This window comes from Alcanivorax sp. DSM 26293 (genome assembly GCF_900107995.1).
Taxonomy (GTDB): Bacteria; Pseudomonadota; Gammaproteobacteria; order Pseudomonadales; family Alcanivoracaceae; genus Alcanivorax.
On sequence record NZ_FNUM01000004.1, the window covers coordinates 21,535 to 37,451 of the forward strand.

The window sequence follows — 15,917 nt, forward strand, 5'->3', positions numbered from 1 at the left end:
AAGCAATTGATAATTGATAGTTGAGAATTGATAACGAAAAAGCAAAACCCGCAGCCCCCAGCTATTCACCCCCTTACTCCATACCTATCTCGCCCCCTTCGCTTTGCGAGCTAAGCTCCAACGGAAGAGGGATGAGGGCTGGGTGGCTAGGCTTCCGGGATCACCGCCGGTTTATCCAGGAACAGGGCGGTGCGGATCAGGTCCACGTAGATCTGTTCCTTGCCGCCGTGGCTGAGCAGGGACAGGGATTCGCCGTTGTGCAGGTTTAGCTGGATCTGGCTGTTGACGAAGCTTCGTTCGCCGGTGGTGAGTACCTGGTTGAGCTGGACGGATTCCACTTCATTGAACGCCAGGGTGCGGTTGTCGCCGGGCAGGGTGATGGTTTGCTGGCGTCGGTCCAGGCGGGCGTTGCTGGTGGTGGAGAACAGCACGAACAGGCCGGCCAGGGTAAACGCTTGCATGGTGCCGCCCCATGTCATTTGCGAGAAGGGAATATGGGACACGAACAGGGCATCGGCAATGTAGTAGAGCTCCACCGCCAGGCCGCCTTGGGGAGCGATGATAAAGGCCAGCCCCATGCCCTTGAGTGCCCGGCTGCGGGTGATGCGTAACAGGTCGGCCTTGACCGGTTTGATGCGGGCGGTGACGAAGTTGCTGCCACCGCGAACCGGCGCCGCATTATTGCGGTAGGCACCGGGGTCGAGCAGCAGGCCGGGGATGTCGCGGGGGTTGCTTGCCAGCCACTGCTTCTCTTCCCGGGTAAGCGCCTTGCTGGGGCGTACCAGCAGGCAGAACGCCAGCACCACCATGGCGATACCCAGAAAGGCATACCCCAGCCAGGTGCGCAGTAAGCCGCGATAGAGCTGGGTGGAGTGGGTTTGCTGGCCGTCGACGACCGTATCCAGGCGACCGAGCGTTTTCTGCAGGTGGGCAATCAGCCAGCGATCGTGGTCGCTAAGAGTGGGTTGGGCCTGGGTGCGAGCAATGCGGTCGCGGATTTCGTCGACCTTCTGCCGTTGTTGCTGCTGGCTTTCCTGCATCATGGTGATGGCGCGCTGCTGGGCCTGCCATGAATCCCTAGCCTTGCTGACCGCGCCGCCCACCACCATCGCGACAAAGGCGGCAAATAATACTCCGTAAACCCATTTCAGCATCAGCCCGCATCCGTCAACGACAAAAGATCGGCGACGATAGCAAATAGTTGCGTATTTTGCAGGCACGGCATCGCAATGGGTGCGCGCGACGTTGGCCGGGACTGGTGGAAGGTTAAGGGTTGGCCACAAACGGCGATGGAGGCATTGCTGTTTGCGGCCTTATCAATCGGATCGCCGGTTCGCCATGCAAGCATAGCTCCTACAGAGGCAGGCTACGTCCGCACCGGCCATTCGACTGCTGTTTTTTGATTTTCGCTATTAACTATTCACTGTTAACTATTAATTGCCTTTGACTGCTTCTTCCACAAAATCCAGCCGATCCTGCCCGAAGAACATCTCGTTGCCCACGAACATTGTCGGCGCGCCAAACACGCCCCGTTTTACCGCTGCTTCGGTGTTGGTCTTGAGCTGTTCTTTCACTTCGTCGCTGGCGGCTTTTTCCAGCCAGGCTTGTGCATCCAGGCCGGCGTCGGTGAGCACGCGGGTGATTTCTTCCGGCTCGGAGAGTTTGCAGGGCTCGCGCCACATGGCGTTGTAGAGGGCGGTGATCACCGCATCCTGTTCCGGGGTGCCGATGGCGGCGGTGATGATGCGCATGGGGGTGATGGTGTTCACCGGGAAGTGCGGGTTCATGGTGAGCGGCACCTGGTAGCGCGCTGAGTAGCGGGCAAGGTCGCGCATCATGTACATGCCTTTGGCGGGCACGGCACCGGGCGGGTTGTTGCCGGTGGCCTTGAAGATGCCGCCCAGCAGAACGGGCACATACACCAGCTCGGCGCCGGTGCGCTCGCACAGGGCGGGCAGTTGGCTCCAGGCCAGGTAGGCAGTGGGGCTGCCCACGTCGAAGAGGAATTCGATTTTTTGGGTCATGGGTTTGGTCCTTTCAGGAATTTCCGTAGGAGCGTCGCTGGCGGCGCGATTACAGACGTTGGGTTATCGCGCCGCCAGCGACGCTCCTACGGCAGAATTTTGGTGTCGCGTGTCGCGTGTCGCGTGTTGCGTGTTGCGTGTTGCGTTGTTCAAAACGTCTCCATCCACGGGCGCAGATCGATTTCGTGGGTCCAGGCGTCGCGGGGTTGTTGGTGGAGCATCCAGTAGGTGTCGGCGATATGTTCCGGGTTGAGGATGCCATCCTGATCCTTTTTGGCATACAGGGCCGGGAAGGTGTCGCGGATAAAGGCGGTGTCGATGGCACCATCAATGATGGGGTGCACCACGTGGATACCTTCCGGTCCCAGTTCCCGGGCCATGCTCTGGGCCAGGGCGCGCAGGGCAAACTTGGCACCGGCGAAGGCAGAGAACCCCTTGCCACCCCGCACCGAGGCGGTAGCGCCGGTGAAGATGATGGTGCCCTTGTGGCGCGGCACCATCACACGGGCGGCTTCGCGACCGGCCAGGAAGCCGGCGAAGGCTCCCATTTCCCAGACCTTGCGATAGACCCGGGCGGTGGTATCGCGGATGGGAAAGAACACGTTGGCACCGATGTTGAACACCACCACGTCCACCGGCCCCACTTCATCTTCGATGGTGTCGAACAGCGCGATCATCTGGTCTTCATCGCGGGCGTCGCAGCCGAACGGACGGGCCTTGCCGCCGGCCTGTTCGATCTCCTGCACCAGGGGCGCCAGGGCGTCTTCAGTACGGCGGGTGACGCAGACGGTGTAGCCTTCGCGGGCAAAACGTTTGGCGATGGCACCGCCGGTGGCATCACCGGCACCGATCACGACCACGGCGGATTCAGGCATATTGCCTCCTGGTATTGGCAGGGCGCATAGTTGGTTCCCATTTGGAACTTATAGTCGGTTCTTTTTGGGAACGGGTCAAGCCGGTATGATCAGAACACGTACCCGGAGGTTCATCATGCGCTGGCAAGACATCGATCAACAGCCCTGCTCCCTGGCCCGCACCCTGGCCATTATCGGCGACAATTGGACGCTGCTGGTGCTGCGCGACTGCTTTATGGGCGTGCGCCGCTTCGATGATTTCCAGCAACGGCTGGGCGTCACCCGCCATGTGCTCAGCGACCGACTGCGCAAGCTCACCGAGGGCGGCGTGCTGGACAAGGTGGCCTACCAGGAGCGCCCCCTGCGCCATGAATACCGGCTCACCGCCATGGGCAAAGAACTCTACCCAGTGATCGTGCACCTGGCCCAATGGGGCGACAAGCACCTGGCCGGCGAGCACGGCGCCCCCCTTATTCGCTACCACCGCCAGTGCGGCGAACCCCTGGAAGCGCAACTGCAATGCAGCCACTGCGGCGACACGGTGAAGCCCACGGATATTCGGGTGGAAGAAAACCCGTATTGGGCGGGGCAGATTTTAGTGAACAGTTAATAGTTAACTGCTCGCGGGAAAGGTTTTCTTTGCCTGCAACCATAGAGGCCGCGCCCATCGCTGGGACGCGGCCTCTATGCTTTGGGCAACACTGGCGCGATACCGCGCGCTGTTAACTATTCACTGTTAACTGTTAACTGCTCCTGCTGTTCTTTCAATAGCGCCAACACCTTCTGCCGCAACCAGCTGTGGGCCGGGTCGGCGCTTTGGTCGCGGTGCCAGTAGAGGTGCATTTCCAGGCCGGGCAGGTCGGCGGGGAAGGCTTTGATCACCATGCCCTTGCGGGACAGGCGACCGGCCAGGGTGGCCGGCAGGGTGAGCAGCAGGTCGGTGTTCTGCACGGTGCTGATGGCCGCCTGGTAGTGCTGGCAGCGCAGGCGGATATGGCGCCGGTAGCCCTGCCGGGCCAGGCCGAAATCTTCCAGGCCCGGGCCTTCGCGGCGGGACGACACCAGCACATGCTGGGCCGCCAGGTAGCTGGGCAGGTCCATGTCATCGGCCAGCTCGTGGCCCTCACGCATCATCACCACCAGCGGGCCGCTGAGGACCGGCACATGCTCGATGGATTCCGGCAGGGCCAGCATCACGTCGCAGGCCAGATCCAGCCGGCCGCTGGCCAGCTCCGTAGCCATCTGCTTTCGGCTGATAGTGAGTGATTGCAAACGTACCCCGGGGGCGTCTTCCATGAGCTGTGCCATCAGCGACGGCAGCAGGCAACCTTCCAGGCCATCGCGCAGGCCCAGCACGAAAGTGCGCTCCGCCTCGCTGGCATCGAAACCGCCCTCATCGCTCAGGCAGCGCTGGAAGCCACCCAGGGCGTGGCGCACCGGGCTGACCATGGCCCGGGCCCGGGCGGTGGGCACCATGCGGCTGCCCTGGCGCACGAACAGGGGGTCGTCCAGGCGGTCGCGCAGGCGCCCCAGGGCGTGACTCACCGCCGGCTGGGTCAGGTTGAGCACCTTGGCGGCGCGGGTCAGGGAGCCTTCAGTGTAGATGGCATCGAAGACCACGAAAAGATTGAGATCGAAGCGCGACACATGCATGGCGTTTATCTTTGATCATTGCGAGGATTCATTGGATTAATTGAAACGCCGTCACTAGCATCGGTCAATGGATAAGCCCCCCGATGCCGGTTAACGCACAATCCGCGACCGAAACCACCATGACAACAGGACACACCATGAGCCAGACCCCACAACGCATCCTGATTACCGGCGGCGCCTCCGGACTCGGCCGCGCCATGGCCGAAGCCTGGCTGCGCGATGGCGCCCGGGTGCTGATCGGCGATGTGAACCAGGAGCGCGCTGCGGAAACCCTGGCGGCCCTGAAGGATCTGCCCGGCGAACTGCAATTCCAGTATCTGGATGTGCGCGACGCGGCCAGTTTCAACAACGCCCGCGAGTGGCTGGAGCAGAATTGGGGCGGCCTGGATGTGCTGGTGAACAATGCCGGGGTGGCCGGTGCCGCCCGGATTGATCGCGGCGACATGGCTGACTGGGACTGGATTTTCGATATCAACGTGAAAGGCGTGGTGCGCGGCTGCAAGGTGTTCGTGCCGATGATGAAGCGCCAGGGCCATGGCCATATCGTCAATATCGCATCCCTGGCCGGACTGCTGCACGCGCCGGTGATGGGCAGCTATAACGTGACCAAGGCCGGGGTGATTTCCCTGTCGGAAACCCTGCGCTTCGAGCTGGCGCCTTACGGCATTCATACCACGGTGGTGTGCCCGGGTTTCTTCCGCACCAATCTGCACGAGTCCATGCGTACCCCGGAACCGGGCATGATCGAAACTGTGGACAAGCTGCTTTCCAGTGACGAGCTCACCGCCGACCAGATCGCCGAGACGATCAAGAAAGCCGTGGCCAAACAGCAGTTCTTCCTGCTGCCCCACAAGAGCGGTCGTCGGGCTTACTGGATGAAGCGGTTCCTGCCGTTTGTGTTCAACCGGGTGATGCTCAAGGGCGCCGAACGACTGCAGGGCAAGCTGGAAAAAGCGGAGAAAGCCTGATGCCGGTGATCTACCTGATCCGCCACGGCCAGGCCAGTTTCGGCAAGGAAGATTATGATCAGTTGTCCGAGATGGGCTGGGAGCAGAGCCGGATTCTTGGCCGCGCCCTGCAGAATCAGGATCTGGGGGTGCCCCGCTCCATCTGCGGCACCATGCGTCGCCATGTGGAAACCGCCGAAGCGACCCTGGGGGAACTGGGCCTGGCCAAGGAATGGCACACAGATACCGGCTTCAACGAATACAACCACAGCGAACTGCTGGCCGTGGACTGGCCCCTGGCCTCCGATCGGGCGGCGCTGACCCAGTGGCTGGCGCAACAGGATCACCCGCGCAAGGTCTTCCAGGCCCGCTTCGAGCAGGCCCTGCGCCGCTGGCAGACCGGCGACGGCGATTACAGTGAGAGCTGGCCCGCTTTCCGCGAGCGGGTGCTGGCCAGCACCTATAGTCTCGGCAACAGCCTGAGCAGCGGCGACAGCGCCCTGGTGTTCACCTCCGGCGGCGCCATCAGCGTGATTATCCAGCGATTGATGGGCCTCACCGACGAGGCCCTGATCACCTGGAACCGCACCCTGATCAACACCAGTGTGACCCGGGTGCTTGTGAATGCCGGCAAGCCAAGGCTAGTCTCGGTGAACGAACATCTGCATCTGCCGAGCGAGCAGGTGACGTATCGATAGGTGCGACCTGATAACCTCAACATTTCTACGAAGCTGCTGTAGGAGCGCCTCTCGAGGCGCGAACCGCGCGCCAGCGCGGAAATCGTCCGCAGGACGATCAGGAATTCCAGCGCTCGACAGGTTTCAGAAAGGATAGCCAGGCGACACAAACGTTGTCGTTCGCGCCTCGAGAGGCGCTCCTACAGCAGCCATTAGCAAGGGGATAACAATGCCGACACGCAAGAATATTCTAATCACCGGTGCCAGCTCCGGGCTGGGCGAAGGGATGGCGCGATTGTTTGCGGCCATGGGGCGCAACCTGGCGTTGTGTGCCCGGCGCATGGACCGGCTGGAAACCCTGAAGGCCGAGCTGGAAGAAAAGCATCCGGGCATCACCGTGCTGATCAAACCGCTGGATGTGAACGATTACGATCAGGTGTTTGCGGTGTTCGATGCCTTCCGCACCGAACTGGCGGGCATTGATCGCATCATCATCAACGCGGGCATGGGCAAGGGTCAGCCCCTGGGGACCGGTTACTTCTATGCCAACCGGCAAACCGCGGAAACCAACTTCGTGGCGGCGCTGGCCCAGACCGAAGCGGCCATGGAAATTTTCCGCGCCCAGAACAGCGGCCATCTGGTGATGATTTCTTCCATCAGCGCCATGCGCGGCATGAAGAAAAACCTGACCACCTATGCAGCCACCAAGGCCGGCGTGGCCATGCTGGCCGAAGGCCTGCAGGTGGAATTGCAGAATTCCCCGATCAAGGTGACCACCATTTTCCCGGGCTTTATCCGTTCCGAAATCAACGAGAAGGTAAAGAACACGCCCTTCCTGGTGGACACGGAAACCGGCTGCAAGGCTCTGGTAAAAGCCATCGAAAAAGAACCGAAGAACGCATCGGTACCAGGCTGGCCCTGGGGGCCGCTGGGGTTTGCCATGCGGAATTTGCCGTTAAAGATGGTTGGAAAAATGATGTAGGGCGGCGGGCTTCAACAAGGACTGGAAAAGTGATCCGGCCAATCATTAAACCTCGCCCTATCTATTAGGTCCCCTCTCCCTTGAGGGGAACGGAGCGCAGCGGAGTAACGCCCGAAGGGCGGCCCTTTAGGGTGAGCGCAGCGAATAAGGGACAGGGAGAGGGTGAAGCTACAAAGTGCAGGAAGCACAGAAGGCAGAGTAATGGACTACCGTCACCGCTTCGCAAAGAATTTGCGAAGCCACATGACAGACGCCGAACGCTTGCTATGGAAACACCTGCGAGCCCATCGGCTAAATGGACAGAAATTCCGTCGCCAGCAGCCGATAGGCCCCTATATTGTTGACTTCGTTCACCTTGGAGAGCGGCTAATTATTGAAGCCGATGGAGGGCAGCACAATGATAATGCGGCAGATCAAGAACGTGATGACTGGTTAACAGCGGAAGGCTATCGCGTGATGCGATTCTGGAATAATGACATCCTGCAGAATACTGATGCGGTTCTGGAAGAGATCTTCAAGGCCGTTTCACCCTCTCCCTGTCCCTCTCCCCTCAAGGGAGAGGGGACTCTCCAGAGAGGTGGAGAAAAAGACGACTAGCCTTGCCGCATTTTCTGCCACCTCGACAAAGGGGTAGCGATAATTGCTAAAGGAGAGAATTCATAACTTAGCCTTCCTGCACCTCATACCTTCCCCTACTGCCACTTCATAATCGGCGCCCACTCCAGCCAATCTTCTTCCGGCTGTTTGTACAGATCGAATCGCTCCCCTGCTTGCGCCAGGGGGCCCGGTTCCGGTGGGGTGGCAAAGCTGATGCCGCCGCGCAGTAAATTTTCCAGGGAGCTGGCCTGCACTTCCGCCCCTTTGAACAGACCGATATCCACGGTAAGGCCGGAGCTGTTCCAGAAGCGGGTATTGCTGCGCACCAGTTTGGCGTATTTCGGTTCGATGATGACCTGGATTTCCACGAAGCGGCCGTCCTGGCTGAGTTCGCTGTCGCCGATGGTGCCCACCTGCAGGTCACGGTAGTAAATGTGGCGGCCCTTTTTCAGGGACCCCAGATGATCGGCCACCAGGGTCACTTTCAGGCCCAGGTTGGGCTGCTGTTCCGGTGGCGTTTCCAGGCCTTCGAAGGTTTTTTCCGGTTCCCCGTCGCCGGGCTCCACCGCGATGTATTTGCCCGACACCAGGGTATCCAGGTTGCGGGCACCGGCGATGCCCAGCTCCGGTTCCACAATCCAGAAACGGCTTTTTTCCCGGGCCAGTTTTTCCGCGTCCCGGTTCAGGTTGGCGTGAACAGTCACGTGTTTCAGATCATCGCTGAGCACGATTTCATCCACGCTTCCCACCGGCACACCCCGGTAACGCAGGTCCACCCCGGGCTTGATGCCAGAACCATTCTCAAAGGTGATTTCGATTTGCACGTCACGCTGCAACAGCTGGTCGTACAGCAGCCAGCCGGCCACCAGCAGGCTGACCAGGGGCACCAGCCAGATGGGCGAAGGCCAGCGGGAATGTTTCACTTCAGGTGTATCCATGATCCGCTCCGTCAGTGTCTTGCAACCAGAGTTGTTGGGGAGAAAAGGCATGGGCGGACAGCATGGTCAGTACCACCGCCAGGGCGAAGGCAAGCACACCGGGCCCCGGCTCCACCCGGGCCAGGCTTCCGAATTCCACCACCGCCGCCAGCAGCGCCACCACAAAGACATCCAGCATGGACCAGCGCCCAATCCAGTACACCAGTCGGTACGCCCGGGTACTGAGCAGCGGGTTGTTCTCCCGGGCCGCACGCCAGTAGATCACCGCCAGCACCAACACCTTGAACAGCGGCACCAGCAGGCTGGCCACAAACACGATGATGGCAATGCCCGGCATGCCCGCTTCAAACAGCTGCCAGATACCGTCGGCAATGGTGGTGGGCTTGCCGCGACCGGCTTCCGTGACCGCCATGATCGGCAGCAGATTGGCGGGCACCAGCCACACGGTGGCGGCCACCAGTAGTGACCAGGCCAGGGTTCGCTGCTGAGCCGCAGGGGCGTTAGGTTTCATGGCGAGCCTCCAGCAACCGTTGCAGCTGATCCGGCTGCGCCAGGGTTTCCACAATCAGGCGTAACAGCACCGCCACCACCAGACAAAACAGGCCTGGGCCGGGAGTGACACTGGCCATGTCGCCGAGCTTGGTCATGGCGATGAGAATGCCGAGCAGGAAAATATCCGTCATCGCCCACTCGCGACTGTGCCGGTACATTCTCATCCACAAGGGATCCGGCATTCCTCCCGGGCTCCCGGCTCGGGCCGCCCAAAGCAACCGCCCTGCCGATAACAAATTCACCGCCGGCATGATCACCAGGGTCAGCAGAAGCAGAAGGCCGACGGGCAGGTAGACGCCCTCCATAAGCCGCACCACACAGTCGAGCAGGCTGGCTTCACGATCCAGGCCAAGGTTTTCCAGACGCATCAGTGGCAGGATCAATGCCGGCAGCCACAGCACCGCCGTGGACACAGTCAAAGCCAGCAGGGAATCGGGACGCAACGACCAGGCCCCGCTTAACTGGCAGTCGCAGCGGGGGCAACGCCAGGCTCCTCGCGCCTGCCGGGAGGGCTCGGCAAGGTGAGTGCCGCAATCCGGACACTGCAGCGCAGGTGCTGTCATGGTCTCCACGGCTTGGTTGTTCGGCACGGCCACCTCCTTGCGATTACCGTAACAGCATGACGACACGGGCACCGGAAGACTGTGAAGGGGCACAGGAATTTTACCGGGTTTTATAAAGCCCGCTAAACGCAAAGAGGCCGCACCCATTGCCGGGCGCGGCCTCGTTATTTATCCCGTCTCCCGTAACACCGGGATGCCATGGCTCAATCCAGCGGCCCGGGATTCTTGCGTTTTTTCACGGTGGCGAAACCGCTGTTGGTATCCGGCACCGGTTTGTTGGTCCGTGAGTTTTTCTTTGCCACGGCTTTTTTCCTGGCCGGCTTCTTGCCCTTTTTGGCATCGGCTTTTTTCTTCATCTTTTTCTTTTTGCTGCCGGCGGCCTTGCCGTTGGACTTGAGGTTTTTCGGTCCCAGGAAGTTGCCCTTCAAGGCTTCGATCAGACGGTATTCGAAGTTCTGCCGCAGGTAGCGCTGAATGCTCGCCATCAGGTTCCATTCGTGGGCCGCAATCAGGGAGATGGCGGTGCCTTCGCCGCCTACCCGGCCGGTGCGGCCGATACGGTGGACGTATTCATCGCCACTGCGCGGCATGTCGAAGTTGATCACCAGGTCCAGGCCGTCCACATGGATACCGCGGGCGGCCACGTCGGTGGCCACCAGCACTTTCACGCCGCCCGCCTTGAGGCGGTCCATGGCCAGCTTGCGGTCCTTCTGGTCTTTCTCCCCGTGCAGGACAAACACTTTCAGGTTGGAGGCCACCAGCACACCACCCAGGCGATCGGCCTGCTCGCGGGTGTTGGTGAAGACCACCGCCTTGTCGTAGGTCTCGTTGGCCAGCAGCCACTGCACCAGACGTTCCTTGTGTTTCACGTCGTCGGCGGTGATCACCTGCTGGACCACGGATTCGTTCAGGTCGCGCACGGAATCCAGCATCAGGGACTTGGGATCGCGCAGGGTGGAGGCGACCATTTTCTCCATGGCGTTGCCGCCGCTGGTGGCGGAGAACAGCAGGGTCTGACGCTCGGCGCGGCATTCTGCGGCCAGGCGCAGTACGTCATCGCTGAAGCCCATGTCCAGCATGCGGTCGGATTCGTCCAGCACCAGCATTTCCAGATCCTGCAGGCGCAGGTTGCCGGCTTCCAGGTGCTCGATCAGGCGCCCGGGAGTACCGATGAGGATTTCCGGATTCTTGCGCATCTTGGCGGCCTGCACCTTGAAGTCTTCGCCACCGGTGATCAGCTCGGCCTTGATAAATGTATAACGGCCCAGGGCCTCCACTTGCTTGAGGGTCTGCTGGGCCAGCTCACGGGTGGGCAGCAGAATCAGGGCACGGGTATCGGTACGCGGCCGGGAGTGCTGCAGCAGCTGGTGAAGCAGGGGCAGCATGAAGGCGGCGGTCTTGCCGCTACCGGTGCGGGCCACCACACGCAGGTCGTGGCCGGCCAGTGCCTCGGGGATGGCTGAGGCCTGAACCGGCGTGGGGGTGGTGATTTCCAGTTCGCCAAGGGCCTTGATCAGGCGCTCGTGCAAATTGAGGTCGGCAAAAGTGGTCATGCAATGGGCTCCGCTATCGAGGGGCCATTGTAACGACTATCTCGGCGAATGACTGCCTTATTGCGGTAGGAGCTATGCTTGCATGGCGAATAAGGTTTTGTTTCCTGCGAACCCATTGCGAAACCTGACAGCCATTCGCCATGCAAGCATGGCTCCAACGGGGCCGGGGACGCTAATCGCCGATGCGGGCGAAGCGTGGCTGGACCTTGCCGTCCCGCTCCACGGTTTCGGTGAACATGGCCAGGGGGCGTACCCACAGGGCCTGGTCGCCGTAGAGCGGGCGATAGACCACCAGGGTGTCGCCGGTTTCGGAATGGGTGGCGGTGCCGATGACCTGGTATTCGTTGCCCTTGAAGTGCCGGTAACGGCCCGGCTGCAGCTCACTCATTGCCCTTCTCCGGGTTGCGGGCCAGACGCTCGGCGATGGCCGCCAGCACCTGGGGATTCCAGGGCAGGCCCACGTGGGTACCCTGCACTTCCACATTGTCGGTAAGCGGGCCGTCTTCTTCCTGGCTGCATTGCCAGGAAACAATGCCATCCTGCCTGGTGAAAATGGCGGTACAGGGCACCGGCGGCGCCGGAATCCGGGCTTCGAAGGCTTCCCGATCCGGTGGTGGCCGCTTGGGATTAAAGAGGTTGAACAGGGTGGTCACATTGTTGGCTTCCGGGTCGCCGTTGATGGGGCTGCCCAGGGTGAACACCTGGCTGACCCGGTCCGGGTAGGCTCGCGCCAGTTCCCGGGCAAACACCCCGCCCAGGCTCCAGCCAATCAGCGCCACGGGCTGGCCATGGCGAGTCTGGATGGCCTGCAGCTGGCTCACCAGCATGGCCTTGCGCTTGCTGTTCATGCCCAGGTTGGTGCCCTGGGCCCAGCCGTAAACGCTGTAGCCCAGCCGGGTCAGCGCCCGGCGCAGGGGGCGGGTGCTGGCATCGCTGGCGCCGAAGCCGGGCAGCACCAGCACCGGCTGGCCATTGCCGGCGGGCAGTTGGCGATGGCCCAGGCCACGCAGCAGGTAGCGTCCGTAGGCCAGCATGGCCCGGCTTTCTCCCAGTAACAGCCCCAGGGAGGGCGCGGATGGCTTCTCTGTCATCGCAAATTCCTCGTTGTTCTCTACCCCCATCGTAACCGGCGTGGCGGAGACCACCTTGGTCATGACGCGGGCCGGGGCCGCGCCCGGGTCATGGCGCATCCGCTTTGTTTATCGTCGGTAACGGTGTGCTGGCAATGCGCAACAGCGGTGGCCGGGTCTGAGTCCTTACGCCATGATGGTGATAACCAGGGAGGTGCACAATGAGCAAAAACAACAAGGCGGCTCGTGCCGATCATCAGGTGATTGTGGTGGGTGCCGGGTTCTCCGGACTGTGTATGGCGATTCAGCTCAAGGAGGCGGGCTACGACGATTTCGTGGTGCTGGAAAAGGCCGGGGATATCGGCGGCACCTGGCGGGACAATATCTACCCGGGCTGCGCCTGCGATGTGCCCTCCCACCTGTATTCCTATTCCTTTGCCCCCAACCCGCGCTGGTCGCGGATGTTTGCTCCCCAGCAGGAAATCTGGGATTACCTGAAGCGCTGCGCCGACAAGTTCGGCGTCACCCCACATATGCGCTTCAACTGCGAGGTGGAGAAGGCCGAATACGACGAGCAGAAGCAGATCTGGCATGTGACCACCCATGACGGCACCGAACTGACCACGCGCATTTTCGTGTCCGGCATCGGCGCGCTGAGTATCCCCGCCTATCCGAAACTGCCAGGGTTGGAGAACTTTCAGGGCGAGGCCTTCCACTCCGCCCGCTGGAACCATGATTACGATCTCACCGGCAAGCGCGTGGCTGCCGTCGGCACCGGTGCCAGTGCCATCCAGTTTGTGCCGCGCATTGCCCCGCAGGTCGAGCAGCTGGATCTGTATCAGCGCACCCCGCCCTGGGTACTGAGCAAACCGGACCGGCGCATGACCAAAATTGAAAAGCTGCTGTTCAAGACCCTGCCGATGACGCAGAAGTTGTTCCGGGGCGGCATCTACTGGTGGATGGAAAGCCGGGTGCTGGGCCTGGCGGTGGACCCGCGCGCCATGAAACTGGCGGAGCTGTATGGTCGCCACTTTATCCGCCGCAATATCAAGGACCCGGAACTGCGCAAGAAAGTCACCCCGGACTACACCATCGGCTGCAAACGCATTCTCATGTCCGATGAATATTATCCGTCGCTGAATCGGGACAATGTGGCGGTGCTGACCGACGGTATCCAGGAAGTGAAGGCCCACAGCATTGTCGATGGCAAAGGTGTGGAGCGGGAGGTGGACTGCATTATCTACGGCACCGGCTTCAAGGTCTCCGACCCCATCGGCCCCATGCAGATCATCGGCAAGGGCGGCGAGGAAATTCGCGACACCTGGAACGAGACCGGCATGGAAGCCTACCTGGGCATCTCGGTGAGCGGCTTCCCCAATTTCTTCATGCTGCTGGGCCCCAATACCGGGCTCGGCCATACCTCCATCGTGTTCATGATTGAGGCCCAGGTGAATTATGTGATGCAGGCGGTGAACAAACTGCTCCGTGAAGATGCCGGCTCCCTGGACGTGAAGCCGGAGGTGCAGGCGGGCTTCAACCGGCGTCTGCAGGCGCAACTGGACGAGGCAGTATGGTCCTCCGGGGGCTGTGAGAGCTGGTATCTGGACGAATTCGGGAAAAACCGCACCCTGTGGCCCAGCTTCACGTTCCAGTACTGGATGCGCACCCGCAAGTTCGAACCGGACAAGTACCAGTTCGACCCCGGCCCGGTCTGATCGGGACAGCCGGGGAACCGGACCGTCCATTACCGGTCGTACTGTTCGACCTGAATCATCAAGGAGATGCCATGCCTCGCCTGACACTTGCCCTGTTCCCCGCCCTGTTGCTGCTGGCCGGACAAGCCCTGGCTGCCGACCGTCCGGTCTTTGGCTGGGTGGAAAAGACCACCATCGAACCCTGGGGTGTGGAGCTGAAAGCGAAGCTGGACAGTGGCGCACTGACCTCGTCACTGCATGCCACCGATGTGGAAATTTTTGAAAAAGACGGTGACGACTGGGTGCGCTTTACCGTGGATGTGCACGATGAGGCCAGCGGTAAAAAGGTGGAAAAGACCTTCGAAAAGCCCCGCTACCGCAAGGTGATCATTCGGGGAGCCGGTGGCGAAGAACGTCGTCCGGTGGTGCTGATGAATCTGTGCATGGGCAATACGATCTACGAAGAGCAGTTCACCCTGAACGACCGCTCGGACATGATCTATCCGGTACTGCTGGGTCGCCGCACCCTGTCCCATCTGGGGTACCTGGACGTGACACAGACCTTCACCCATTCCCCGGACTGTGATGAAGGCTCCATCGTCAAACTGGACAAGGACCAGAAAGACGACGAGGACATTGAGGACTGAACCGCACACCCTCTCGTAGGAGCGTCGCTCGCGGCGCGATTAAAGGCGTTTGCTATCGCGCCGCAAGCGACGCTCCTACGGCGGGGATTTCGGCTTCAGATCAGGCCGGATTCACCTCGAAATACCCGAACAACCCATCCAGCGCCTCGCGCAGCACATTGCCCTGCAGGCTGATCCGCGCCTGCAGTTCGGCCACCGCATCGTCCGCGTCCATGGCGTCGATATTTTCCTGCAGCAGATCCAGCGCCTTGATGCGTTTGATTTCCAGCTTGTCGTTGATATCCAGCTCCAGGGAATCCTGCCAGGCCAGATTGATACGGGTGGCCACCATGCCGGTTTCCAGGTGGGCGAGGATTTCTTCCTGGCCCAGATCCACGGCGGTGAACTTCACCGCCGCGCCTTCGTCCTTGGTGCCTTTCAGCTCGCAACGATCCCCCAGGGTGAAGCCTTCCGGCAGCAGCTTGGTGTCTTTCAGCCAGTTGCTGAAGCTGGTGTAGGGGGCGGAGTTGGGCGCCGGGTAGGCCACTGGCAGGGTACCGATGGCCTTGCGCAGGCAGGCCACCACTTCCTCCGCGCGGCTGGCGGACGAGGCATCCACCATCACCCGCTTACGTTCCGTGTCGATCAGCAGGGAGGTACGACGGGAGCGAGTGAAGGCGCGGGGCATCAACTCGAAGGTGATCTGCTCTTGCAGATCCGCCTTTTCCTTACGCCCCACCTTGCGGCCTTCCTCGTCCTGGATGTGCTCCACCTTCTCGTCGAGCAGCTCCTTGATCACCGGCCCGGGCAGCAAGCGTGAGGTTTCCTGGTAGGTGCAGTAGATAAAGCCGTCCACCGCATAGACCATCGGGTCCTGCCCTTTCAGGGGCGGCACAAAGCCTTCCGTGCGCAGGGTCTGCGAGCCACAGGGCTGGCAGCGGTTCTGGTCCAGGGTTTCATCGAGCTCGGCCACGGAGAAAGGAAAGACCTCTTCGCCCACAAACACAACCAGATTCTTGATCCACATAAAACAGGTTCCAAGCAAGGGGCGACGAGAAAAGGCGCCGCCGTACAGAAAAGAAAGGCTGGCCACAGTAGCGAAATGGCTCAGGCGGCTCAAGCGCTCATTCCGGAGAATCGGACAAGGATCCGGCAGGAACTGCGGTACCTGTTGGGGGTCTCTGTGG

At 61.1% G+C, this 15,917-nt stretch carries 18 protein-coding genes; 7 read left to right on the forward strand and 11 right to left on the reverse strand.

Annotated features, from left to right (window positions below):
* Window positions 1-146 precede the first annotated feature (146 nt).
* From C4S63_RS08510 to C4S63_RS08520, 3 genes are all read right to left on the reverse strand, one after another.
* Window positions 147-1,154, reverse strand: a complete 1,008-nt coding sequence (locus C4S63_RS08510) for a hypothetical protein (RefSeq protein ID WP_103917339.1) — start codon at window positions 1,152-1,154, stop codon at window positions 147-149.
* A 279-nt stretch (window positions 1,155-1,433) separates the two neighbouring features.
* Window positions 1,434-2,024 carry a 2-hydroxychromene-2-carboxylate isomerase gene (locus C4S63_RS08515; protein WP_103917340.1) on the reverse strand — a complete coding sequence of 197 codons (591 nt, stop codon included), beginning with the start codon at window positions 2,022-2,024 and terminating at the stop codon, window positions 1,434-1,436.
* A 149-nt stretch (window positions 2,025-2,173) separates the two neighbouring features.
* The gene (locus C4S63_RS08520) at window positions 2,174-2,899 is read right to left on the reverse strand and encodes an SDR family oxidoreductase (protein ID WP_103917341.1); all 726 of its coding nucleotides are present in this window, start codon (window positions 2,897-2,899) and stop codon (window positions 2,174-2,176) included.
* Between the two features lie 115 nt (window positions 2,900-3,014).
* On the opposite strand from C4S63_RS08520, the gene C4S63_RS08525 reads away from it, so the two are divergent.
* On the forward strand, window positions 3,015-3,488 hold the full coding sequence (locus tag C4S63_RS08525; protein WP_103917342.1) for a helix-turn-helix domain-containing protein: 474 nt from the start codon (window positions 3,015-3,017) through the stop codon (window positions 3,486-3,488).
* Window positions 3,489-3,604: 116 nt separating this feature from the next.
* Here the strand turns inward: C4S63_RS08525 and C4S63_RS08530 are convergent, their stop codons facing one another.
* The gene (locus tag C4S63_RS08530) at window positions 3,605-4,531 is read right to left on the reverse strand and encodes a LysR family transcriptional regulator (RefSeq protein WP_103917343.1); all 927 of its coding nucleotides are present in this window, start codon (window positions 4,529-4,531) and stop codon (window positions 3,605-3,607) included.
* Between the two features lie 137 nt (window positions 4,532-4,668).
* Here C4S63_RS08530 and C4S63_RS08535 point away from each other — a divergent pair, with 137 nt between their 5' ends.
* The 4 genes from C4S63_RS08535 (at window position 4,669) to C4S63_RS08550 (ending at window position 7,734) form a co-directional block, all read left to right on the forward strand.
* A complete protein-coding gene (locus C4S63_RS08535; RefSeq protein ID WP_103917344.1) occupies window positions 4,669-5,499 on the forward strand; it encodes an SDR family oxidoreductase in 831 nt (276 codons plus the stop codon).
* On the forward strand, window positions 5,499-6,176 hold the full coding sequence (locus C4S63_RS08540; RefSeq protein WP_063509801.1) for a histidine phosphatase family protein: 678 nt from the start codon (window positions 5,499-5,501) through the stop codon (window positions 6,174-6,176). The genes C4S63_RS08535 and C4S63_RS08540 overlap by 1 nt, the downstream gene beginning before the upstream one ends.
* 208 nt (window positions 6,177-6,384) lie before the next feature.
* Entirely contained in the window at window positions 6,385-7,137 is a 753-nt protein-coding gene (locus C4S63_RS08545; protein ID WP_062815554.1) for an SDR family oxidoreductase, read from the forward strand.
* A 201-nt stretch (window positions 7,138-7,338) separates the two neighbouring features.
* A complete protein-coding gene (locus C4S63_RS08550) occupies window positions 7,339-7,734 on the forward strand; it encodes an endonuclease domain-containing protein (protein WP_062815553.1) in 396 nt (131 codons plus the stop codon).
* A 95-nt stretch (window positions 7,735-7,829) separates the two neighbouring features.
* On the opposite strand, the gene C4S63_RS08555 is transcribed toward C4S63_RS08550, so the two are convergent.
* From C4S63_RS08555 to C4S63_RS08580, 6 genes are all read right to left on the reverse strand, one after another.
* Complete coding sequence (locus C4S63_RS08555; protein ID WP_063509803.1) at window positions 7,830-8,672, reverse strand: intermembrane transport protein PqiB; 843 nt, start codon at window positions 8,670-8,672, stop codon at window positions 7,830-7,832.
* Window positions 8,659-9,183: a paraquat-inducible protein A gene (locus tag C4S63_RS08560; protein ID WP_103917345.1), complete on the reverse strand. Its 525-nt coding sequence runs from the start codon at window positions 9,181-9,183 to the stop codon at window positions 8,659-8,661. Before C4S63_RS08560 ends, C4S63_RS08555 begins: the two co-directional genes overlap by 14 nt.
* Complete coding sequence (locus C4S63_RS08565; protein ID WP_231874151.1) at window positions 9,173-9,814, reverse strand: paraquat-inducible protein A; 642 nt, start codon at window positions 9,812-9,814, stop codon at window positions 9,173-9,175. The genes C4S63_RS08560 and C4S63_RS08565 overlap by 11 nt, the downstream gene beginning before the upstream one ends.
* A 176-nt stretch (window positions 9,815-9,990) precedes the next feature.
* Complete coding sequence (locus tag C4S63_RS08570) at window positions 9,991-11,340, reverse strand: DEAD/DEAH box helicase (protein ID WP_062815550.1); 1,350 nt, start codon at window positions 11,338-11,340, stop codon at window positions 9,991-9,993.
* A 172-nt stretch (window positions 11,341-11,512) separates the two neighbouring features.
* Window positions 11,513-11,728 carry a DUF1653 domain-containing protein gene (locus C4S63_RS08575; protein ID WP_062815549.1) on the reverse strand — a complete coding sequence of 72 codons (216 nt, stop codon included), beginning with the start codon at window positions 11,726-11,728 and terminating at the stop codon, window positions 11,513-11,515.
* Entirely contained in the window at window positions 11,721-12,530 is an 810-nt protein-coding gene (locus tag C4S63_RS08580; protein ID WP_234999970.1) for a triacylglycerol lipase, read from the reverse strand. The genes C4S63_RS08575 and C4S63_RS08580 overlap by 8 nt, the downstream gene beginning before the upstream one ends.
* Before the next feature lie 101 nt (window positions 12,531-12,631).
* Here C4S63_RS08580 and C4S63_RS08585 point away from each other — a divergent pair, with 101 nt between their 5' ends.
* Both C4S63_RS08585 and C4S63_RS08590 read left to right on the forward strand, forming a co-directional pair.
* Window positions 12,632-14,125 (forward strand): NAD(P)/FAD-dependent oxidoreductase, encoded by a 1,494-nt coding sequence (locus C4S63_RS08585; protein WP_103917346.1) that lies wholly within the window; start codon window positions 12,632-12,634, stop codon window positions 14,123-14,125.
* Window positions 14,126-14,196: 71 nt separating this feature from the next.
* Window positions 14,197-14,751: an ATP-dependent zinc protease gene (locus C4S63_RS08590; RefSeq protein WP_103917347.1), complete on the forward strand. Its 555-nt coding sequence runs from the start codon at window positions 14,197-14,199 to the stop codon at window positions 14,749-14,751.
* 100 nt (window positions 14,752-14,851) lie between these two features.
* On the opposite strand, the gene C4S63_RS08595 is transcribed toward C4S63_RS08590, so the two are convergent.
* Complete coding sequence (locus C4S63_RS08595) at window positions 14,852-15,757, reverse strand: recombination-associated protein RdgC (protein ID WP_103917348.1); 906 nt, start codon at window positions 15,755-15,757, stop codon at window positions 14,852-14,854.
* Window positions 15,758-15,917: the final 160 nt, after the last annotated feature.